Genomic DNA, 21,233 nt, shown 5'->3' with positions numbered 1-21,233 from the left:
GCGCGCAATTCCAATCGATTTTTACGCTCGAGAAAAACCAAAGCCGCATCAATCTCCGAACGCAGCGTGCATGAGCGCCTGTGTCGCGGGGTCGAACTCCATCGACCCTTCGGCAAGCCCCTTTGCCATTTCCTTGCCGAGCTCGACCCCGAACTGATCGAACGGATTGATGCCGAGCAGGACGGCGTTGGCGAAGACGCGGTGCTCGAAAAAGGCGATCAATGCGCCCAGACTGCGCGGATTGACCTGGTCGAGGAGGATGGTCGTCGAGGGACGATTGCCCGGATAATGGCGCGCACCGTCCTCGCTCGCGCGCCCCGCCATCAGCGCCGCGCCCTGCGCGATGCAATTGCCCAGCAGCGTCTCGTGATGCGCATCATCGAGCAGATGGTCGGGCTCGCGCGCCACGATGAACTCGACGGGGGTGAGGTGCGTGCCCTGATGGAGGAGCTGAAACACCGCATGCTGCGCATCGGTGCCGACCCCGCCCCAGGTGATCGGCGCGCTGGCCCGGCCGAGCGGAGCGCCGTCCAGCGTCACCGATTTGCCATTCGATTCCATTTCGAGCTGCTGGAGATAGTCGGGAAGCAGCCGCAGCCGCTCGTCATAGGCGAAGACCGCCCGTGTCTGGCAGCCCAGGCGATTGGCATAGACCTGATCGACGAAGGCCGCGAGCAGGCATATATTGTCGGCGCCCTCGGCCAGGCGGAAATGCCGGTCCATTTCGGCCGCACCCTCGAGGAGATCGGCAAAGGCGTCCCAGCCCAGCGCGAGAGCCGCAGGAAATCCAATCGACGACCAGAGCGAATAGCGTCCCCCCACCGTTTCGCTGAAAGGCAGGATACGTGTTTCGTCGATCCCCCACTCCATCGCCTTTTCGGGATGGGCCGTGAGCGCAATGAAGCGGCCAAGCGCATCCTCGATGCCTGCCTCTTCGAGCCATTGCAGCGCCGAGGCCGCATTGAGCAGGGTTTCGGTCGTCGTGAAGGTCTTCGACGCGACGGCAACCAGCGTATGCTCGGGACTGAACCTGCCGAAAGCCTCGCTCAGCGCCGCGCCGTCGACATTCGATACCACGGCAACGTCGTAGCGGCTGCCATGGCGGCCAAGCGCGTCCACGAGCAGGTCGGGACCGAGCGCTGATCCACCGATGCCGATGTGGAGGAGGTGGCGGATCTCGCCGAATGCACCCGCCTCGATTGCGTCGACGAGCATCCGCATCCGCTGGTGCAAAATCTGGGCGCGATGAACCGGGTCAGGCGCGCCCTCGCCGCGCTCCGCACTATGTTCCGCTGCGCGGCCTTCGCTCGGGTTGGCGATACCGCCCGAAAAAAGCGTCTTGCGCCTGCCGGCAAAATCCTGCGCTTCGGCGAGGCCCAAAAGGGCAGCGATCGCGGCCTCGTCGAGATGGGTCTTGGCGAAATCGAAACGGATATCGGCGACGCTGCGCACGAGGAGCTGCAGGCGGGCTTCGGGATCGGCGGCAACGAGGTCGGCGAGCGTCCGTGGCTCCCAATCGGCAAGCGCTTTCCAGGCGTCGGCGGCGGTGGTCATCACAATTCCTCTGATTTTCGTTCGCGTCGAGCGAAGAGAGTTGAAAAGCGCTTCTTCCATAGGCCCGCGGCCACCGCTGCGCCAGCGTCATCCGCCGTTATTCGCTTGACGTGCAGACCTATTCGTCGCCAATGCGCGGCATGACCGACGCCAGCGTTACTGCCGATAACTCGCCCGACACCGACCCCAAAGCGACGCCGCCGATGTCGGCGAAGGAAGAGGCCGTCGATACGGTTCGCTTCCTCGCCTTGCTCGCGGTGGCGGTCCTCATCTTTCGCAGTTTTTTTCTCTCGCCCTTCAATATCCCTTCTGAATCGATGCAGCCGCGGCTGTTGATCGGCGACTATCTGCTCGTCAACAAGATGGCCTATGGCTATTCGAGATACAGCCTGCCGTTCAGCATTCCGCTGATCCCGGGGCATCTCTTCGCCCGCACGCCCGAACGCGGTGACGTTGTCGTGTTCAAGGCGCCGCCGCAGAACAGGGACGACTGGATCAAACGCGTTATCGGGCTGCCCGGCGACACGGTCCAGGTGCGCGACGGCACCGTGTGGATCAATGGCGAGCCCTTGAAACGCGAACCGATGGCCGATTTTGTCATTCCCGTCACCGAAAACATGATCGAGGCCGCGCGCGCGAACAACGCGCTTCCCTGCTACCAGATGCAGTTCGAGGAAGTCGGCCCTGACGGCAAGCGCCAGTGCCGCTACAAACAGTTCAAGGAAACCATGCCGAACGGCAAGAGCTATGCCGTTCTCGACATTGTAGACCTGCCGGTCGACAATACCGTGCCCTATACGGTTCCCAAGGACAGCGTCTTCCTGATGGGCGACAACCGCGATCGCAGCGCCGACAGCCGGGTCCCCATGGAAGAGGGCGGCCTTGGCGGCGCGGTTCCCATGAAGAATCTCGTGGGCCACGCGCTTGTCGGCATGTTTTCAACCGATGGTTCGGCACGATGGATCAACCCGGTCAGCTGGTTCACGGCCGCGCGGTGGGAGCGCATCGGGGAAGGATTTTGAGCGCGGGCGCGTCATTCGAGACCATCGCCGCCCTCACCGGGGCTGCCCCTCGCGACCTTGCGCTCTATCACGAGGCTCTGACCCACGGCAGCAGCGGCGCAGGCGATTATCAGCGGCTCGAGTTTCTCGGCGACCGGGTGCTTGGACTGGTTATCGCGTCGGAATTGTTCCGCCGCTTCCCCAAGGCGACCGAAGGAGAGCTCTCCTCTCGCCTTCACGCGCTCGCCTCTGGTGAAACCTGCGCGCGCATCGCACAAGGCCTCGACCTCAACGCACATGTCCGCTTCGGGGCGCAAGCGATCGGAGACGGGGGACGAAAGAGCGACAATATTGCCGCCGACGTCGTTGAGGCGCTGATCGGCGCGCTGTGGCTCGACCTTGGCGAAGAAGCAGCGCGCGCCTTCATCCTCCGGCACTGGGGCGAGATGATCGAGGGGCAGCTCGCAGCGCCGAAGCATCCCAAGGCCGCGCTTCAGGAATGGGCGCTCGCCCGCAAGCGGCGGCCGCCCGAATACCGGATGGTGCAGCGCGATGGTCCCGATCATGCCCCACGCTTCCGCGTTGCGGTGAGCATCGGCAAACTCGCCGAAGCGGAAGGCGAAGGCGCCTCGAAGCAGGCGGCGGAGAAAAATGCCGCCGCGGCCCTGCTCGCGCGGCTTGCAGAGGAAGACACGAAATGACTCAGCGCTGCGGCTTCGTCGCCGTCGTCGGTGCTCCCAATGCCGGGAAATCGACTCTCGTCAACGCGCTTGTCGGTCAGAAGGTCGCGATCGTCAGCCCCAAGGCGCAGACGACGCGCACGCGGCTGATGGGGGTCGCGATGGAAGGCGAGGCGCAGATCATCCTGATCGACACGCCAGGCATATTTGCGCCGACCCGCCGGCTCGATCGCGCGATGGTCGCAGCCGCCTGGGGCAGTCTTGAAGAGGCCGAGGCGATCCTCGTGATGGTCGATGCCGCGGCGAAACGGACGGGTCGCGTCGAACGCGTACTCGAGGGCGTGGCGAACCGACCCGAGAAGAAATATCTCGTCCTCAACAAGGTCGACCTGACCAAGAAGGACAAGCTGCTCGCCATCGCGATCGAACTCAATGCGAAAGTCCAGTTCGACGAAACCTTCTTCATCGCGGCGAGCAGCGGCGACGGCGTGCCCGATCTCAAGGCCCATCTTGCCGGGCTGATGCCCGAGGGTCCGTGGCATTTCCCGGAGGATGAAGTGAGCGACGCGCCCGAGCGGATGCTTGCCGCCGAGATCACGCGCGAACAGCTCTACCGGCAACTCCACGAGGAACTGCCCTACCAGTCGACCGTCGAAACCGAACTTTTCAGGACCCGCCCCGACGGCAGCGCCGAAATCCATCAGCAGATCTATGTCGCGCGCGAAAATCAACGCGCGATCGTGCTCGGCAAGGGCGGCAGCCGCATCAAGGAAATCGGCGCGCGCGCGCGCGCCGAACTCAGCGAATTGATGGGCCGGAAGGTCCACCTCTTCCTCCATGTCAAGGTCAAGGAAAACTGGGACGAAGACCGAGGCGTCTATCGCGACATGGGGCTCGACTGGGTCGATTGACCGAAGGCATGGCGCGCGCGCACCTTGACGGCCCTGCTCACCGCATTTGCGTCGCGCTCCGGCAATTGGGAGCCTATTTCGTCATCGGAGGAGCGCTTGTGCTTTCGGCGCTCTGGGGACTCTTCCTGACGACGGGCGAGGATCACCGGATCATGGGAACCGTGGTTCGCATCGAACAGACCGGCACCAGATCCCTGAGCGCCCGGGCCGTGGTGCGCCTCAATGACGGCCAGGTCACGGTCGCGCTGCCATCAAGAACCAGCTGCCGCACCGGCTCGGCGATCGAGCTGATACGCCGCGACAATAAGGCCGGCAGGAGCTTCCGCGCCGCTCTTGCGGCCTGCCGGGAACAGGTCCGCGGCCAGCCATTGGGCGGCAAATGAGCGGCCAAGTGAGCGGGCAAGCACGGCACGCGCTTTGCCGATGCCGCCGGGAACAAGCAGCAGACCTGCGCGCGCAGCATCGAGGGCGCTCCGCCGCGCATCTTCCGGGATGGCGCGAAAATCGCCGTGGCGGCGCTTTACCCCGTCACTTTTCCTTCGCCGCTGCCTTTTTCTTGGCTGGCGCCTTCTTCGCTGCGGCCTTCTTTTTCGGCGCCGCCTTCTTCTTGCCCTTCGCTGGCCCCTTGGCCGCGCGGGCGTCGATCAGCGCGGTGGCCTCCTCGGCGGTCAATGTTGCGGGGTCCGCCGTCTTCGGCAAGGTCGCGTTGGTCGTCCCGTCGGTCACATAGGGACCAAACCGCCCCTCCATCAGTTTCATCTCGCCGCCGCTTGTGGGATGCGGGCCGAAGGTCTGAAGCGGCTCCGCCTTCACGCGCCCACGGCCCCCGCCATTGGCCGCATCGGCGATACGCGCGACCGCGGCATTCATGCCAATCTCGAAGATTTCGGCCGTGCCGGTGAGCTTTGCATATTTGCCGTCGTGAAGCAGATAGGGACCATAGCGCCCGAGGCCCGCCATGATCGGCTTTCCGCTCTCGGGGTGCACCCCGACCTCGCGCGGCAGACTCAGAAGCCGCAGCGCATAATCGAGGTCGAAATCTTCGGCCGGTATATCCTTCGGAATCGACGAGCGTTTCGCCTCCTTGCCCTCGCCGAGTTGGATATAGGGGCCGAAACGCCCACTCCGCTTCGTCACTTCAAGCCCGCTTTCGGGATCGGTCCCCAGTGATTCAGGGCCGCTGTCGCCTCCATTCTCGCTCCCGCCCGGCTGCGCAAATTTCCGGGTATATTTGCAATCGGGATAGTTGCTGCACGCGATGAAGGGCCCAAAGCGCCCGCCACGCAGCGCCAGGCGCCCGCTGCCGCAATTGGGGCAGAGGCGCGGGTCGCTGCCGTCACCCTTGTCAGGAAAGAGATAGGGACCGAGAAATTCGTCCAGCGCTGCGGTGATCTCCGAAGGCTTCTGCTCCATCACCTCGCCCGTGCGCGGCTTGAAGTCGCGCCAGAAGCGGTCAAGCACTGCCTGCCACTGCGCACGTCCCCCCGAGACGTCGTCAAGCTCTTCCTCAAGCTCCGCGGTGAAATCATAGCCGACGTAGCGGGTGAAGAAGCGTTCGAGGAATGCCGTCAGAAGTCGGCCGCTTTCCTCGGGAATAAAACGGTTCTTCTCAACCGTTACATAGTTTCGGTCCTTGAGCACCTGGAGAATTGAGGCATAGGTCGAGGGACGCCCGATGCCGAGTTCCTCCATTTTCTTGACGAGGCTCGCCTCCGAATAGCGCGGCGGCGGCTGCGTCTCGTGGCTCTCGACCTCGACCCCCGTCCTGGCGGGCGCATCGCCCTTTGTCATCGCAGGGAGCAGGCGCGCATCATCCTCGTCGCTGCTGTCGTCGCGGCCTTCGTCGTAAAGCGCGAGGAAGCCCGGAAATTTGACCACTTGCCCGGTTGCGCGCAGCATCGTCTTGCCGGTGCCATCGGAAAGGTCAACGCTCGTCCGCTCAAGCCGCGCCGAAGCCATCTGGCTTGCGAGCGCGCGCTTCCAGATGAGTTCATAAAGGCGCGCATGGTCGCCGCTGCCGGCCTTGTCCTTGGCAAAATCCGTTGGGCGGATCGCCTCGTGGGCCTCCTGCGCATTCTTCGCCTTGGTCTGATACTGGCGCGGCTTGTCAGGCACATAGCCCCCGTCGTAGCGGTCGGCGATCGCCCGGCGCGCTGCACTGATTGCGCTGCCATCCATCTGGACCCCGTCGGTTCGCATGTAGGTGATCGCGCCGTCTTCGTAGAGATTCTGGGCAATCCGCATCGTATGGCTCGCCGAAAAGCCGAGTTTGCGCGCCGCCTCCTGCTGGAGAGTGGAGGTGGTGAAGGGCGGTGGCGGGTTGCGGGTCAGCGGCTTGGTCTCGACCGCATCGACGGTAAAATGGCCCGCCTTCACATCGGCTTCGGCGGCCCGCGCGTCGGCTTCGGTCCCGATCGAGAGCCGCTCGATCTTCTCGCCGCGCCAGCGCGCGAGGCGCGCCTTGAAGGGCGTGCCGTCCATTTCGAAGAGACCGGTGACCGACCAATATTGCTGCGCGACAAAAGCTTCGATCTCGCGTTCGCGCTCGACAACCAGCCGTAGTGCAACCGACTGGACACGCCCTGCCGACTTCGCGCCGGGCAGTTTGCGCCAAAGCACGGGCGACAGGGTGAAACCCACCAGATAATCCAGCGCGCGGCGGGCGCGATAGGCGTCGATCAGGTCATCATCGAGCCCGCGCGGATGCGCCATGGCGTCGGTTACTGCCTGCTTGGTGATCGCGTTGAAGGTGACGCGGTCGACGGCGGCGGGCAGCGCTTTTTTCTGACGCAGCAGCTCTTGAACATGCCAGCTGATCGCCTCGCCCTCTCGATCAGGGTCGGTTGCGAGGATCAGGCGCTCGGCCTGCTTTGCAGCATCCGAAATCTCCTTGAGCCGCTTCGCCTTGTCGGGATAGAGCTGCCACTGCATGGCAAAGCCGTCATCGGGGTCGACCGAACCGTCCTTGGGGGGCAAATCGCGCACGTGGCCATAGGAGGCCAGCACCTTGAAATCGCGACCCAGATACTTCTCGATCGTCTTCGCCTTCGCAGGCGACTCCACAATCACCAATTGCATGGAAAATTCGTTCCCCGAAAACTCTTACGTACGTACGCGCGAGGGTGGCGGGCGCTCCCGCCCTCCGTCAAGCGGATTTAGGGAGCGCCCGCGCCGGGGTCAACGCAGCGCGCTCAATCGGCCGAGCAGCATCTCGCTTGCAAGGCTCGCCGCTTTCGCCGCTCCATCCTCATAGTTGCCGGTCTTGGCCGTAAAGGCGAACTTGCGCGCCTTTCCGAAGCGCAGGCCGCCGAAGCCCATGACCGCGGCGACGCCGCCCGCGACATTCGCTCCTGATTGCAGCGCCTTGTCGGTCCCGCTCGTCGCATCGCTCTTTTCGATGAACTCGCCCTCGACCGCGACGGGGGCCTTGACGGTGATCACCGACTGCTTGCCACTCGGCGCGATCAGGGTCATTCGTGAATAGTCGGCGCTTACCGACAGCGCGCTGTTCACCTGCAGCCCCCCGAAGCTGAAGGCGCCTGGGCGCTTCTGCTGTGAAAAGTCGATCAGGTAGACAACGTCGATGACCCCAACCCCGGCCTCCCTTGCATAGTTGGCGAGCGCCATGCTCGCCTGTCCGGCGGACATGTTGATCCCCATGCTGCTCATTCCCGATCCCATGAAATCTCCCGGAATCATCAGCAGGGACGGCAGCGCCGAGGGTTTGAAATAGGTGGCTTTGCCCTTGCTGCCCTTTTCGAGCGCGATATTGATGTCGAGCGGGACCTCCTGGGACTTGGTCTTGGCGAGCGCCGTGTGACCAAAGAGCTGGTCAGCGGGATGGACTTCATATCCGCCCGCCGTCAGCTGGTTCACAAAATCGGTATAAGCCGCGTCGGTCACCGCCTGCATCATCTCGGGTGTGACGCCCACGAGTTCGCTCTTCGCCTTCGTGGTTCCACCGAACGCCCCCATCAAACCGCCGCTGGTCGCGGTGCGGTCGATCGATTCAAAGATGAAACCGACATTGAAAGCGCCGATGGCAACAGCGGTGACGCCCTTCGCATTGACGGCCCCCGATATCTTGACGGGTTCCTGGTCCTTCGCGACGACAGCAACGGGTTGAGCCAGCAACGCCGCGATCGCGGCTGCCGACAGCAATGTCTTCATGACTATTACCCTCCGACCCCTCCCCCCGCCAGTCGACCCCACCGACCGGAGAGAAAGGCTAATCGAAGCAACCCACAGCCTGCGCATCGGGCAGATGCAAAGGCAAGTCAATCCTTACTGATTGTCCCAGCGAAAGCCCGCGGGCAGGATGCACCTTCCGGCGTCATACTCGCCGACACGCCGGATAACTTCCTGATCCTCGGGCTCGATCCGTCGACCGCTGATCTGGCTGTCGATGACGCGGCGAACAAGGGCGTCGAGACGAGTGACGAGGTAGCAATCGATGGCGGGCGCCGCGTGCGGATTGCCAACGCCGCTGTCGTCGGTGAGGAAGAGATAGCGCGACTGGGTCACCGCCGCCATCGCGCGCATGGCATATTCGGCCTCGTCAGCAACGCCCGACGCTGCAACGGGCGTGATGTGGATACGCCTCGCACGTGCGGCCTCGGCCGCGGCCCAGGTCCGGGCGAAGAGTTCGTCGTGCGGCGGGGCATCAGCGACGAGGAGCAGCGACTTCACGGCATCTGGCCGCCAATTCTGGCCCACGGCACGGATCAGCGCTTGGTCCATAGCCTCCGGATAATCACCGCCGCCGCTGGCATATTGCTGGGCGAGCACGCCCTGCGCGCGTCCGATGTCCCGATCGAAAGCGATCGTCCGCGTTATATAGTCATCGCCAAGATCGCGGTAGAAGACGAAGCCGATGCGGATATCGAGATCGCGGTGCTTCGCAGTTATTGCAGCGATGATCGATCGGATTTCGGCCTGCAGATAGGCGATCTCGTCTCCCATGCTCCCCGTCGTATCGACGACCAGCATCAGGTCGAGCTTCGTCACGCGCGTTGCCATCTGGTTGGCGGTCAGTCCGACAAGCTGCCCGCCCGGGGCATTCGATACAAAGACGGGGCGCGTCTCTGCGATCGTCCGTCCTCCCCGCCGCGCGGACACGGTAATCCTCTCGCTCAGCCGGTCGAGTCCCGGGAAGAAGACGACGCTACCATCGGTGTGCGTTGCAAGCGCAAGGCTGTTGCCATCGCTGCACGTCACGGTCACCTCGGCAAAGGGGATCGGCTGACCATTGCGGTCGCTCACCTTCACCCTCACCACCCGCATCGTGTCGACGCGCGGCAGCGCGCGAATTTTCTGACCGAGATTGCTGCGGTTCACATAAGCGGCATAGAGCTCGGGATTGAGCAGATCATCATGCTCGCCCGCGGTGAGAATGCCGGATTGCGGTTGCGGCTGAGGCCGCGGGTGCGGCCAGGGGCGCACAACCGCGCGGGCAGCCTCGGAAGGGCCGCCAGACGATGCCGTATCCGAAGGCGCTGGCGCCGCCATCGCGCGCTCTTCAGTGACGGGCGTTTCGGTGACGATGACGTCTCTGCCCGGTGCCGCGGACGCGGTGGGCACGGGCGGAGCGGGCGGGGGCGGCGGCGCCGCAGGCACCGCGTCATAAGTCCGTTCGCGGCCGCGCTCGCCCGCGGATCGCTGTTGCTGCTGTGACGCTTCAGGCCCGAGGCGCGGCAGGGGGTCAGCGCTACGGCAAAAGCCCTCACGCTGCCCCGCGGGCTGCGCCTGCGCCGTGACCTGGGGAAGAGGCGCTGGAGCAACTCCAACGAGCGCGGCCATCATCACCCCCGTCAGAAACCGGCTTCGCATCGACCATCTCCCCGCATGTGATACAATATCATCAGCCTGTCGCTCGGCTGCTGAACCGTGGCTGAACCGCGGCGAACACGATGACGGTCGGTGTGATGCCCCAAGTGGCAAACCCAGCAACGCTCGCCGATGCGCCGCCCGATACCGCTGCAGCCAAATGTCTTCGAGCCGAAAGGGGTCTTCGATCTCACCCCCACGCATCTTGATGGGAACGCCTTGCAATCCTGTTACAGGTGTCGCTCACCTGCCGTGCATCGACAAGGCGAACCCGCACCTGACCGGCGTCAGGCAGCGCCCGTCTTCTTACCCACGCGGGGTTCGGTTCCCGCGCGTAGCCGGGCAATATTCTCGCGGTGCCGCCACAGAAGGAGGACGGCGAGCCCGGCGAGTCCGACCGCATAGACGGGAAAACCGAACGCAAGCGCGGCAAGGGGCGCCGATACGGCCCCCGTCATTCCGCCGAGCGACGAAATGCGGCTCGCGAGCACCGTCCCGAGCCAGACGGCGGCAAAAACCGCACCGACCAGCCAGGCGAGCGCCAGCGCGAGGCCGAGCATCGTTGCGACGCCCTTGCCGCCGCGAAAGTTGAGCCAGACTGGATAGCAATGCCCGATCACCGCCGCTGCGCCCGCAATCATGGCGCCGTGATCGCCAAGTTCCGGCAGCCAGTGCCGCGCAAGCAGAACCGCCACCGCCCCTTTTGCCCCGTCGAGGAGCAGCGTCGCCGCCGCCAGGCTCTTTCGCCCGGTGCGCAGGACATTCGTCGCGCCGATATTCCCGGAACCGATCTGCCTCAGGTCGCCCGCTCCGAAGGCGCGCGTCAGAAGAACGCCAAAGGGGATCGAACCGAGCAGATAGCCTGCAGCGACCAGCAAAAATATCGTCATCCCTCTTCCCCTGTTCGCGTTGCGCGCCAATGTGGCGATACCGGGCGGCGCAATCAACGGGTTCGATTGGAAGGCTCGCCAAAATCGACCAACCGATTGAGCCGCGGCGCCGCGCCTGCTACGCGGTTCGCCATGCACGCCCCCTCCCCCGACGCCCCGATCCTCTTTTTCGACAGCGGCCTCGGCGGGCTCACAGTGCTCGGGCCCACACGCGCGCTGCTGCCTACCGCGCCCATCGTCTATGCTGCCGACTACGCCGGGCTCCCCTATGGCAAGAAAAGCGACGAGGAACTCGCCGCGCGCGTCCCGGCGCTGCTTGGGCGGCTGGTCGAGCGCTATCAGCCTCGGCTCGCGGTCATAGCCTGCAACACCGCCTCCACCATCGCGCTTCCACATGTCCGCGCCGCGCTCGATCTTCCCATTGTGGGCACGGTGCCCGCAATCAAGCCTGCCGCGGAAATGACGACAAGCGGTGTGATCGGTGTCCTTGGGACCGAGGCCACGGTGCGCCAGCCCTATGTCGACGATCTGAGCGCGCGCTTCGCGGCCGGCAAGACGGTGCTGCGACATGGAAGTCCTGGTCTCGTCACCGCCGCAGAGGCCAAGCTTCATGGCCTTCCCGTCGCCCCCGGGGCCGTTCGCGATGCTATTGCCGGGCTTCGCGACCAGCCGCTTGGCGATGCGATCGACGTCATCGTTCTTGCCTGCACGCATTTCCCGTTGCTGCGAGACGAACTGCAGGCGCTTGCCGGTCCCGATGTCGCGCTCATCGACGGCGCCGCCGGCATTGCGCGGCGTATCGCCTCGCTCACCCAAGGCCAGCGCTGGCCTGCAGAGGCAGGACCCGGGATCGCCGCCTTCACCCAGAGCAAAGCCGCACCGCCACCATCGCTGAGCGCGCTCGCACCCTATGGCATCGGGCATATTGAGACAATTTGACCTACCCATTGCGAATCGTTCGCACTGGATTCGGGTGGATTTTGGGGTTATCGCCCCGCCAAACACCGTCGCCGGAGGGGGCGGCGCACGCCGACCAACCCGCGGGGCTATAGCAGTGAATTACGACGACATCTTCGCCCGGGCCATTGACCGCCTTCACGAGGAAGGGCGCTACCGCGTCTTCATCGACATCTTGCGCAACAAGGGTGCCTTTCCCAACGCGCGCTGCTTTGCCGGCCACAACGGACCCAAGCCGATTACCGTCTGGTGTTCTAACGACTATCTGTCGATGGGCCAGCATCCCAAGGTCATCGCGGCGATGGAAGAGGCTCTGCACGACGTCGGCGCGGGCGCTGGCGGCACGCGCAACATCGCGGGCAATACCCATTATCACGTCGATCTCGAGGCTGAGCTTGCCGATCTTCACGGCAAGGAGGGCGCCTTGCTCTTCACCTCCGGCTATATTTCGAACGAAGCAACGCTCGGCACGCTCGGCAAGCTGCTGCCGAACTGCATCATCTATTCGGATGAGCTCAATCACGCCTCGATGATCGCGGGCATCCGCAATTCGGGCTGCGAGAAGCGCGTGTGGCGTCACAATGACCTTGCTCATCTGGAGGAACTGCTTGCCGCCGACGATCCGCAGGCGGCAAAGGTCATCGCCTTCGAGAGCGTCTATTCGATGGATGGCGACATCGCTCCCATCCACGCCATCTGCGACCTCGCTGCGAAGTATAACGCCCTGACCTATTGCGATGAGGTGCACGCGGTTGGCATGTACGGCCCGCGCGGAGGCGGCATAACCGATCGCGACGAGGCCGCGCACCGCGTCGACATCATCGAGGGAACGCTCGGCAAGGCATTCGGCGTCATGGGCGGCTATATCGCGGCTGACAAGAATATCATCGACGTCATTCGCAGCTACGCGCCCGGCTTCATTTTCACCACCAGTCTGTCGCCGGTGCTCGTCGCTGGCGTGCTTGCAAGCGTGCGCCACCTCAAGCAGTCGAGCGTGGAGCGCGACGCTCAGCAGGCAGCGGCTGCTTTCCTCAAGCAGAGCTTTCGAGATGCGGGCCTGCCCGTAATGAATTCGACCACGCACATCGTTCCGCTGATGGTCGGCGATCCGGTGCGCGCGAAAAAGATCAGCGACATACTCCTCGCCGAATATGGCGTCTATGTGCAGCCGATCAATTTCCCGACCGTTCCGCGCGGTACCGAACGCCTGCGCTTCACGCCAGGACCCACGCATGACGAAGCCATGATGCGCGACCTGACAGCCGCGCTAGTCGAGATCTGGGACCGTCTCGACCTCGAACTTCAAAAAGCGGCTTAAGCGCGGGCCCTTGGACGATCCGGGCACCACCGTGGTGCACGGACGACCCGGGCTGGCCGCCGCTCATTCTGCGTCGTCGGCCTCCTCCTTCGGGCCTGCCGCGTCCATCGCCTTCAGTATATCATCAGGCGCTGCCTTCGCCTCGAACAGCGCGGCGATTTTCGACAGCCTTTCATTTCGCGAGGCGTGCGGGTTGAAGAGGACGGGGGCGAGAACCTTCTGCGCCAGCGCAATATCCTTTTCGATCACCAGCTGGCGCCCTACCCGCATGCGGATCTCCGAGGATTGGGGAACCAGTTCGATCGCGCGCATGATCGCGGTGACCGCGTCCTTGCGCGGCGCCTCCCCTGCCTGCGCGAAACTATCATAGTAGAGGACGAGCGGCAGCGCGAAATCTGGGTCGGCATGGTTTGCCTTGATGAACCAGGATCGCGCCGCTGCCCAATCCTTCGCCTCCTTGCTTTCCGCGGCGCGCCGCGCAAGGATGCGCCCTTTGTAGATCATCGCCGGCACCATCTTGGGGTCGAGCGCAATCGCGCGATCGGCGGCCGCCTCCGCTTCGACGTCATTTTTGGCATCGAACTCGATCTCGGCCATGGTGCGCTGCACGAAGGCGTCATTCGGATAAAGGGCCGCCACGGGGCGGGCTTCGGCCACCAGGGCCGCCGCCATCTTCTCGGTCACACCGCGCTCAGAGCGAATGCGATAGGGCATGATCGCCGCTGCGCCAGGCGATAGCTCGGTTATTTCGATCTTGCCCGTGCGGAGCTTCTCGGCAGGAATGGTGAATACTTTCATCCCGCGCGTGCGGCGATAGCGTTCAAGATCCTGATCAAGCTTGCCCAGGTCTCCGAAGACCGCTCTTGCAGCCTCGGCCCATGGCTCACCCTTGTTGATCCGCGCTATATATTGGACCAATTGACCATCGCGTTCGCCGCCGAGCAAAAGATAATGGGTCATCAGCCAGCCGGACGCGTAAAGCTGGCTTTCGTCGAACACCGAAAGCTTCTTCGTGTCGGAGGCCAGCAATTCCGACGCACGCATGCGGCTGAAGGCGGTCAAGGCGTAGGAGCGGTCCTCGTTCGGCATGCCGATCGTGATGCTGCCGTCCCGGTTGAGGCGGCTCACCATGAAGAATTCGGCCATCCCTTCCGAGAGCCAGCGCGGATAATATTCGGTCGCGCTGCTCAACAACAGGTGATGAGCATATTCATGAAACATCACGGCCTGCGCAGAAAGATCGTCGCTCGACATGTCGGCGGGCATGAAGGCACGCGATCCTTCAAAGGAGGGAAGATAAAATCCCCCGACCGTGGAGCCGCTTCGACCGCCCGTATAAAGCCTGCGCAGATCGCTGAGGCTCGGCAGCAGATAGACGTTGACCCGGTTCCGGCTCGAAGCGCCCGTTTCGGGCTGGCCCGTAATGAGCCGCAGCGCACTATCATAATGTTCAAGACGTTCCGCGTAATCGCGCAGCTTGCTCGCGCTGACGTCGCCATAGACGAGGAAATGCGCGCTACTGGCCACACGCCATTCCGCCTGTGCCGGCGCCCCCATACAGAGTGGAATCGCCAGCATGAGGATATAGAAAAGACGGTGTAGACGCATGATTTCCCCCGGGAATAGCAGGGAGCCAGTCTAACGTGAGCATCGACGATTTCCACCCCTGATCAAGGCCGGAGGGCCAAGGTTACGGGCGCAGGGGCTCACGCACCATCCCCCAGAAATGCGGGCCGCCGCCCTTCACGTCCCATTCGGCCATGGTGGAGAAACCAAGCCTCTCGTAGAGCGCGACATTCTCACGCGTTGCGGTTTCGAGCCAGCAAGGCAGCGCCTGTGCATCAGCGGTCGCGGTCTGGGCTCGGATAATTCGTCCGCCGTACCCCTTGCCCTGCTGCGCGGGCCGGACGCCAACATAGTGGAGATACCAGAAGCGCCCCCCTGGCCGGTTCGCATCGATGCTCGCTTGAACCTTGAGCCCGCGCGGCAGGGCGGTACCGAAAGCTGAAAGGATCGGAAGCAGGGTGCGCAGCATCTCCATCGCGCCGCCGTGCGCGTGACCCGGGGAGCGCCATAATGCAGCCGCCTCGTCGAGGGGTGTGCGCAGAACGACGCCGGAGCGGGCATCGGCAGGCACCAGTACCCGGAACAAGGCGCGCAAAGCCTTCGCGCGGTGATCGGGGTCGGGCAAGATCCAGGACAGCGCCGGGTCGGTCTGAAACGCCTGCGCGAGTGTCTCGGTCACGGCCGGGTGCTCAGCCGGTGCGGCCGCTGCAATCTTGGTCATTCCCCCTCCTTATGTCAGGATCAGTCGCGGCAATAACCCTCGCCTTCCTTGACGATCAGGCACTCCTTCTTGCCCGCAAGATATTTGAGCCCGGTATCCTCGCCATTGCCGCGATGGAGCGACAAGGCCTCGCCGCCACGCTCGAACTTGATGCCATGTTCGCTGTCGCGCCCGACATAGCTTCCCTTGGTGTCGAGATCGGACTGCATTTCCAGCGCATAGCGTTCAGGTTCCGTGGGCGTGATAGTGACGTACATGCCCTCGACCCCCGTCCATTTCCCTGCCCAGCTTGCAAACCGATGTGGTGCGGTTGCGGGGTCGCTTTCACGGGCAGGTGCGGTTTCGTCGGACGAGGATTCCACAGGCGCGTCGATCGAGGTCGCAGTGTCAGGCGCCGGCGCTTCTGCCTTCTCGCAGCCCGCGAGCAGCGCCATCGCCGCCCCCGCCGCAAGGATCATGCCCATTTTCATCATGCCTCTCCTTTCATCGTGAGAACGCGCGCGCAGGCATAAGTTTCCTCTATCCCGCGACAATCTCGGCATAATGCCGCGGATCAACATTTCCGCCCGATAGAGTGACGAGCGTCGCACGGCCAGGCGCCACCTTGCCCGCGAGGAGAGCCGCGAGCGCCGCCGCGCCGCCTGGCTCGACGACGAGGTGCAGCTTTTCGAAGGCGACGCGCATTGCAAGGCGCACTTCCTCGCGCGAGACCGCGACCCCGCGCACGCCGCGCGCCTGAAGCACGGCGAAATTGATCGGCCAGGTCTCGGGCGTCTGGAGCGCGTCGCATTCGGTAGGAAAGGAAAAATCATCAACCGAAAGAATCCTCCCCGCCTCGAGGCTTCGGGTGACATCGTCCCACCCTTCAGGTTCGACCGCGATGATTTCGGCATCGGGGCACGCGAGCGCGAGCCCGGCGGAAAGGCCGCCGCCGCCGCAGCAGGCGACCACCCTGTCGGGTCCCTGGATGCCGCGCGCGGCAAGCTGCGCGCGCGCCTCGATCCCGGCGCTTCCCTGCCCCTCGATGATCCAGGGATCGCCATAGGCGTGGACGAGCGTTCCGCCGCGCTCTTCGAGCAGTTTCGCCGCGACGGCATCGCGCGACTCCGTCACGCGGTCATAAAGCACCACCTCAGCCCCGAGCGCCTTTGTCGCTTGAAGCTTCATGCGCGGCGCATTGCTGGGCATGACAATCGTCGATCGAATGCCGAGCCTTCGCGCCGCCCACGCGACGCCCTGCGCGTGATTGCCGCTCGAGACGCCAACGACGCCAGCAGCCGCCTGTTCCTCCGTCAGGTCGGTCAGGCGATGCCACGCGCCGCGGATCTTGAATGCGCCCACCGGCTGCAGGCACTCGGCCTTGCACCAGACGGTCGTGCCATCGATCTCGAGCGGCAGAAGCGGCGTGGCTGGAAGCAATGCAGCGACTTTCGCCGCGGCGCGGTCGATCCCTCGAAGGGTCGGGGTGCGGGCCGGATCGCGCAGGGGATCGGGGCTTTGCTGTGTCATGGCTTCGTCCTATAGGGCAGCGCATACAAGGCAAGCCGCAACGGTTCGCGGACAGGAGATTTTCACGATGAGCAAGGTTCTGGTGATCGGCGCAGGCGGGGTCGGCTCGGTTGCGGTGCACAAGATGGCGATGAACGCCGATATCTTTCCCGACATCACGCTCGCGAGCCGCCGCAAGTTCAAGTGCGACGCGATTGCACAATCGGTGAAGGAGCGGACCGGGGTCACAATCAAGACAGCCGAGGTCGACGCCGACCATATCGATGCGACGGCGGCGCTGATCCGCTCAATCGGCGCAACGCATGTCGTCAACCTCGCGCTTCCCTATCAGGACCTCACAATCATGGAGGCGTGCCTGTCGACCGGCGCCCATTATCTTGACACCGCGAACTACGAGCCGCGCGACGAGGCGAAGTTCGAATATCATTGGCAATGGGCCTATCATGACCGGTTCAAGGACGCCGGGCTGATGGCTCTGTTGGGATCGGGCTTCGACCCTGGCGTGACCAGCGTCTTCACGACCTGGCTGAAGAAGCATCATTTCGAGCGCATCGATACGCTCGACATTCTCGACTGCAATGGCGGCGATCACGGGCAGCATTTCGCAACGAACTTCAACCCCGAGATCAACATTCGCGAAGTGACCGCGGTCGCGCGTCACTGGGAGAATGGTGCCTGGGTCGAAACCCCCGCCATGTCGGTAAAGCAACGCTTCGACTTCGAAGAGGTCGGGCCGAAAAACATGTACCTGATGTATCATGAGGAGATCGAGAGCCTCAAGACACACCTCCCCGAGATCAAGCGCATCCGCTTCTGGATGACGTTCGGCGATGCCTATATCCAGCACCTCACTGTTCTCCAGAACGTCGGCATGACGCGGATCGATCCGGTCATTTACGAAGGCCGCGAGATCATCCCTTTGCAGTTCCTCAAGGCCGTGCTCCCCGAGCCGTCAAGCCTCGGCGAAACGACAAAGGGCAAAACCAACATCGGTGTGATCGCGACCGGTCTTGGCAAGGATGGCAAGGAAAAGACGCTATATCTCTACAATATCTGCGATCATGAGGACGCCTACGCCGAAACCGGTAACCAGGCGGTCAGCTATACAACCGGCGTGCCCGCGATGATCGGCACCACCATGATGGTCACCGGCACGTGGAGCGGCAACGGCGTCTTCAACATGGAGCAGATGGATCCTGATCCTTTCATGGACATGCTGATGAAGCACGGTCTGCCCTGGCAGGTGAAGGAGCTCGACGCACCGCTCGGTTTCTGAATGCGGCGCTCCGGCAAAAGCCGGGGCGCTTATCGAACATCAACAGGGCCAGCGTTACCGCTTCCGCTGGCATGACGCGGGGGCATCATGACCGCCTATCTCCTCCCGATCGGCCTTCTCTTCGTCTCCAATATCTTCATGACCTTCGCCTGGTACGGCCATCTCGGCGATATTTCGCGCCCGATCTGGCTGGCGATCGTCATGGCGTGGGGGATCGCCTTCTTCGAATATTGCCTTGCCGTGCCGGCAAACCGCATCGGCCACGCCGTCTATTCGACCGCCGAATTGAAGACGATGCAGGAAGTGATTACCTTGCTCGTCTTCGCAGGCTTCGCGGTCTTCTGGCTTGGTGAGCGATTGACGGTCAATCACCTCGTCGGCTTCGCCCTGATCGCAGCGGGAGCCTTCTTCATCTTCAAGGGGCCGCTTCCGGCCTGACAGGAACGCAAGTCCATGGAAACCCGTGCCGGCGACCCCGGAGCCTTCGCCCGCTTCGACCTCAGCCGCGTCCCCTCGCCTGCCTTTGTCGTCGACGCGGCCAAGGTTCGCGCCAATCTTTCTGTATTGCGCAGGATCGGCGATGCATCGGGCGCGCGCGTGCTCGCGGCGCTCAAGGCCTTTTCGATGTGGTCGCTCGGACCTACAGTGGCGCGCTATCTCGACGGTGTCTGCGCGTCGGGCCTTTATGAGGCGAAGCTCGGCCGCGAGGAATATGGCGGGGAAGTCGCGACCTATTGTGCTGGCTACAAGGAAGCGGATCTGCCGGAGATTGCGGCGCTATCCGATCATCTGATCTTCAATTCGCCAGGCCAGATCGCGCGCTTCCGCCCGCTCCTCGATGCGCTTCGCGCGAAGGGCGAGAGGTTCGACATCGGCCTGCGCATCAACCCGATGCACAGCGAAGGAGAGGTCGCAAAATATGACCCCGCAGCGCCCTGCAGCAGGCTTGGCTTTCCGGTCACTCAATTGCTGCCGGAGCATATGGAGGGGGTCGATGGCCTCCATATGCACAGCCTTTGCGAGCAGGATTTCCCGCCACTCGAGCGCACCTGGCACGCCGTGCAGCCCATGCTGCGTCCCTTCTTCGGGCAGCTCAATTGGATCAATTTCGGCGGCGGACACCATGTGACCCGGGCCGATTATCAAGTCGACGATCTGATCGCCTTCCTCAAGGCTGTACGGGCCACAACCGGCTGCGAGGTGATGATCGAGCCGGGCGAAGCGGTGGCGCTCGACGCGGGCATTCTCATCGGTGAAATCCTCGATCTGTTCAGCAATGGCATGCCGATCGCGATCACCGATATCAGCGCGACCTGCCATATGCCCGACGTGATCGAGGCGCCCTACCGTCCGGCCATGCTGGCCGAGGAGGAGAGCGGTGTCGCGACCCGACTCGGTGGTCCCTCCTGTCTCGCGGGCGATGTGATCGGGGACTATCGCCTGCCCGGCGGCGCCGGTATCGGGCAACGTTTTGCCTTCCTCGACCAGGCGCATTATTCGATGGTCAAGACCAATACATTCAACGGCGTTCCGCTCCCTTCGATCTGGCTATGGGACAGCGAAAGCGATGAAATCACGCAGATTCGCCGTTTCGGCTATGAGGATTTCAAGTCACGGCTCAGCTAGACGGCGGCGCGGCGGCCGCGCGATTTTTGCGATGCAAAGGGTCTTTACAGCCCGCCCCCCCAACCATATATGCGCCCCTCGCTGCCCCAGGGGGACTTCCAATAACCGCAAGGCAGCCCTTGTCGTTTAACATATTTTTTGGGGGTCCCTTGAGTTGCACCAGCACCATAGCGCCCACGGGCTGATTCAGGCACTTTCGCCGGTCGAACCTGTTACGCTTGTCCGCCCGCATGCCGCGCGGCGCGCAGCGCGTTTCTTCATCGAGCGATTTCCCGGCACGACCATGTACGCGGTCAAGGCGAATCCCTCGCCCGACCTCTTGCGCGTGCTGTGGGATTCCGGTGTCACCCATTATGACGTTGCCTCGATCGCAGAGGTGCGGCTGGTGGCGCGCACTTTGCCGCAAGCAACGCTGTGCTTCATGCATCCGGTAAAGGCCGAGGAAGCGATTGCCGAGGCCTATTGGAAGCACGGGGTGCGCACCTTCTCGCTCGACACGATGGACGAGCTCCAGAAGATTGTCCGCGCGACCGAAGGCGCCGCCGATCTCAATCTTCTTGTGCGTCTGCGGGTCTCATCCGACCATTCGAAGCTCAGCCTTGCAGCCAAGTTCGGCGCCGAGCCAGACGAAGTGGCTGAGTTGCTCATGGCAACCCGGCAGGCGGCCGATGCGCTTGGCCTCTGTTTCCATGTTGGCAGCCAGGCAATGACGCCCCATGCCTATGCCCAGGCGATGGAGCGCGTTCGTGCCGCGATCGTCGCCGCATCGGTGACCGTCGACATCGTCGATGTCGGCGGCGGCTTTCCATCATCCTATCCCGGCATGGAGCCCCCCCCGCTCGATGCCTATTTCGAAACGATCCACCGCAGCTTCGAAAGCCTGCCGATCAGCTATTCTGCCGAGCTATGGTGCGAGCCGGGCCGCGCGCTCTCGGCCGAGTATAGCTCGCTCATCGTGCGCGTCGAAAAGCGCCGCGGCGAGGAGCTCTATATCAACGACGGGGCCTATGGCGCTCTGTTCGACGCCGCCCATGTCGGCTGGCGTTTTCCCGTCACGCTGCTGCGTGACAGGGAAAGCGACGCCGAGATGCTGCCGTTCAGCTTCTACGGTCCGACCTGTGATGATCTTGACCATATGACGGGCCCCTTCTTCCTCCCGGGCGATGTCAAGGCGGGCGATTTCATCGAGATCGGGATGCTGGGCGCCTATGGCTGCGCAATGCGCACCAGGTTCAACGGCTTCGGCGCCGAAGATATCCACGTCGTCAGTGACGAGCCGATGGCGAGCCTTTACACCGGCGAGGTCGAAGAAGAACGCCGTTCTGCAACGGTGACCAAGCTGTTCTGAGACCCAGCGCGTGCATTTCAGGGACGGTTGACCCGACGGGTCGCCGTCCC

19 protein-coding genes are annotated in these 21,233 nt (G+C 63.5%); 10 read left to right on the top strand and 9 right to left on the bottom strand.

The genetic code is table 11. The annotated features are described in order from the left end of the window. Nucleotides 1-48 precede the first annotated feature (48 nt). Nucleotides 49-1,554 carry a glucose-6-phosphate isomerase gene (gene pgi / locus LH20_RS11420; protein WP_053554308.1) on the bottom strand — a complete coding sequence of 502 codons (1,506 nt, stop codon included), beginning with the start codon at nt 1,552-1,554 and terminating at the stop codon, nt 49-51. A gap of 203 nt (nt 1,555-1,757) precedes the next feature. On the opposite strand from pgi, the gene lepB reads away from it, so the two are divergent. Genes lepB through LH20_RS11400 form a run of 4 tightly spaced genes read left to right on the top strand, consistent with a single transcriptional unit; the run spans nt 1,758 to nt 4,529 of the window. Continuing rightward, nucleotides 1,758-2,576: a signal peptidase I gene (lepB, locus tag LH20_RS11415; protein ID WP_053556252.1), complete on the top strand. Its 819-nt coding sequence runs from the start codon at nt 1,758-1,760 to the stop codon at nt 2,574-2,576. Further along, nucleotides 2,573-3,256: a ribonuclease III gene (rnc, locus tag LH20_RS11410; protein ID WP_083455383.1), complete on the top strand. Its 684-nt coding sequence runs from the start codon at nt 2,573-2,575 to the stop codon at nt 3,254-3,256. The genes lepB and rnc overlap by 4 nt, the downstream gene beginning before the upstream one ends. Further along, nucleotides 3,253-4,146 (top strand): GTPase Era, encoded by an 894-nt coding sequence (gene era / locus LH20_RS11405; RefSeq protein WP_053554306.1) that lies wholly within the window; start codon nt 3,253-3,255, stop codon nt 4,144-4,146. Before rnc ends, era begins: the two co-directional genes overlap by 4 nt. Nucleotides 4,147-4,154: 8 nt before the next feature. Continuing rightward, the gene (locus LH20_RS11400) at nt 4,155-4,529 is read left to right on the top strand and encodes a hypothetical protein (RefSeq protein ID WP_053554305.1); all 375 of its coding nucleotides are present in this window, start codon (nt 4,155-4,157) and stop codon (nt 4,527-4,529) included. 145 nt (nt 4,530-4,674) lie between these two features. Here the strand turns inward: LH20_RS11400 and topA are convergent, their stop codons facing one another. From topA to plsY, 4 genes are all read right to left on the bottom strand, one after another. Next, nucleotides 4,675-7,224, bottom strand: a complete 2,550-nt coding sequence (topA, locus tag LH20_RS11395) for a type I DNA topoisomerase (RefSeq protein WP_053554304.1) — start codon at nt 7,222-7,224, stop codon at nt 4,675-4,677. 99 nt (nt 7,225-7,323) lie between these two features. Then, entirely contained in the window at nt 7,324-8,316 is a 993-nt protein-coding gene (locus tag LH20_RS11390) for a hypothetical protein (RefSeq protein ID WP_053554303.1), read from the bottom strand. Between the two features lie 114 nt (nt 8,317-8,430). Then, nucleotides 8,431-9,975 (bottom strand): vWA domain-containing protein, encoded by a 1,545-nt coding sequence (locus tag LH20_RS11385; protein ID WP_235526955.1) that lies wholly within the window; start codon nt 9,973-9,975, stop codon nt 8,431-8,433. A gap of 284 nt (nt 9,976-10,259) precedes the next feature. Continuing rightward, a complete protein-coding gene (gene plsY / locus LH20_RS11380) occupies nt 10,260-10,862 on the bottom strand; it encodes a glycerol-3-phosphate 1-O-acyltransferase PlsY (RefSeq protein WP_053554302.1) in 603 nt (200 codons plus the stop codon). Between the two features lie 132 nt (nt 10,863-10,994). Here plsY and murI point away from each other — a divergent pair, with 132 nt between their 5' ends. Then, entirely contained in the window at nt 10,995-11,801 is an 807-nt protein-coding gene (gene murI, locus LH20_RS11375) for a glutamate racemase (RefSeq protein WP_053556250.1), read from the top strand. 115 nt (nt 11,802-11,916) lie between these two features. Beyond that, nucleotides 11,917-13,137 (top strand): 5-aminolevulinate synthase, encoded by a 1,221-nt coding sequence (hemA, locus tag LH20_RS11370; protein WP_053554301.1) that lies wholly within the window; start codon nt 11,917-11,919, stop codon nt 13,135-13,137. Nucleotides 13,138-13,200: 63 nt separating this feature from the next. On the opposite strand, the gene LH20_RS11365 is transcribed toward hemA, so the two are convergent. The 4 genes from LH20_RS11365 to LH20_RS11350 form a co-directional block, all read right to left on the bottom strand. After that, nucleotides 13,201-14,664, bottom strand: a complete 1,464-nt coding sequence (locus LH20_RS11365; RefSeq protein ID WP_158501130.1) for a DUF1570 domain-containing protein — start codon at nt 14,662-14,664, stop codon at nt 13,201-13,203. 163 nt (nt 14,665-14,827) lie between these two features. Then, a complete protein-coding gene (locus LH20_RS11360; RefSeq protein WP_053554299.1) occupies nt 14,828-15,424 on the bottom strand; it encodes a GNAT family N-acetyltransferase in 597 nt (198 codons plus the stop codon). 20 nt (nt 15,425-15,444) lie between these two features. Beyond that, the gene (locus LH20_RS11355; RefSeq protein ID WP_053556249.1) at nt 15,445-15,894 is read right to left on the bottom strand and encodes a hypothetical protein; all 450 of its coding nucleotides are present in this window, start codon (nt 15,892-15,894) and stop codon (nt 15,445-15,447) included. A 49-nt stretch (nt 15,895-15,943) separates the two neighbouring features. Continuing rightward, a complete protein-coding gene (locus LH20_RS11350) occupies nt 15,944-16,933 on the bottom strand; it encodes a threonine ammonia-lyase (RefSeq protein ID WP_053554298.1) in 990 nt (329 codons plus the stop codon). Between the two features lie 67 nt (nt 16,934-17,000). On the opposite strand from LH20_RS11350, the gene LH20_RS11345 reads away from it, so the two are divergent. The 4 genes from LH20_RS11345 to LH20_RS11330 all read left to right on the top strand — a co-directional run bounded on the left by LH20_RS11345 (nt 17,001) and on the right by LH20_RS11330 (nt 21,183). Continuing rightward, a complete protein-coding gene (locus LH20_RS11345; protein ID WP_053554297.1) occupies nt 17,001-18,209 on the top strand; it encodes a saccharopine dehydrogenase family protein in 1,209 nt (402 codons plus the stop codon). Nucleotides 18,210-18,296: 87 nt separating this feature from the next. Then, complete coding sequence (locus tag LH20_RS11340; protein ID WP_053554296.1) at nt 18,297-18,647, top strand: DMT family protein; 351 nt, start codon at nt 18,297-18,299, stop codon at nt 18,645-18,647. Between the two features lie 15 nt (nt 18,648-18,662). Then, entirely contained in the window at nt 18,663-19,835 is a 1,173-nt protein-coding gene (locus LH20_RS11335) for a carboxynorspermidine decarboxylase (protein WP_053554295.1), read from the top strand. Between the two features lie 154 nt (nt 19,836-19,989). Next, nucleotides 19,990-21,183: a type III PLP-dependent enzyme gene (locus tag LH20_RS11330; protein WP_053554294.1), complete on the top strand. Its 1,194-nt coding sequence runs from the start codon at nt 19,990-19,992 to the stop codon at nt 21,181-21,183. Nucleotides 21,184-21,233 lie beyond the last annotated feature (50 nt).

It is taken from the genome of Sphingopyxis sp. 113P3 (assembly GCF_001278035.1).
Lineage (GTDB): Bacteria > Pseudomonadota > Alphaproteobacteria > Sphingomonadales > Sphingomonadaceae > Sphingopyxis.
This window is presented reverse-complemented; position numbering and strand designations above follow the sequence as displayed.

Coding starts and splice junctions, on each gene's coding strand:
- topA (WP_053554304.1), bottom strand. CDS start 7,224: ATGCAATTGGTGATTGTGGAGTCGCCTGCGAAGGCGAAGACGATCGAG.
- era (WP_053554306.1), top strand. CDS start 3,253: ATGACTCAGCGCTGCGGCTTCGTCGCCGTCGTCGGTGCTCCCAATGCC.
- LH20_RS11360 (WP_053554299.1), bottom strand. CDS start 15,424: ATGACCAAGATTGCAGCGGCCGCACCGGCTGAGCACCCGGCCGTGACC.
- LH20_RS11355 (WP_053556249.1), bottom strand. CDS start 15,894: ATGAAAATGGGCATGATCCTTGCGGCGGGGGCGGCGATGGCGCTGCTC.
- lepB (WP_053556252.1), top strand. CDS start 1,758: ATGTCGGCGAAGGAAGAGGCCGTCGATACGGTTCGCTTCCTCGCCTTG.
- LH20_RS11400 (WP_053554305.1), top strand. CDS start 4,155: ATGGCGCGCGCGCACCTTGACGGCCCTGCTCACCGCATTTGCGTCGCG.
- pgi (WP_053554308.1), bottom strand. CDS start 1,554: ATGACCACCGCCGCCGACGCCTGGAAAGCGCTTGCCGATTGGGAGCCA.
- LH20_RS11340 (WP_053554296.1), top strand. CDS start 18,297: ATGACCGCCTATCTCCTCCCGATCGGCCTTCTCTTCGTCTCCAATATC.
- LH20_RS11335 (WP_053554295.1), top strand. CDS start 18,663: ATGGAAACCCGTGCCGGCGACCCCGGAGCCTTCGCCCGCTTCGACCTC.
- LH20_RS11345 (WP_053554297.1), top strand. CDS start 17,001: ATGAGCAAGGTTCTGGTGATCGGCGCAGGCGGGGTCGGCTCGGTTGCG.
- murI (WP_053556250.1), top strand. CDS start 10,995: ATGCACGCCCCCTCCCCCGACGCCCCGATCCTCTTTTTCGACAGCGGC.
- LH20_RS11385 (WP_235526955.1), bottom strand. CDS start 9,975: ATGCGAAGCCGGTTTCTGACGGGGGTGATGATGGCCGCGCTCGTTGGA.
- LH20_RS11390 (WP_053554303.1), bottom strand. CDS start 8,316: ATGAAGACATTGCTGTCGGCAGCCGCGATCGCGGCGTTGCTGGCTCAA.
- LH20_RS11350 (WP_053554298.1), bottom strand. CDS start 16,933: ATGACACAGCAAAGCCCCGATCCCCTGCGCGATCCGGCCCGCACCCCG.
- plsY (WP_053554302.1), bottom strand. CDS start 10,862: ATGACGATATTTTTGCTGGTCGCTGCAGGCTATCTGCTCGGTTCGATC.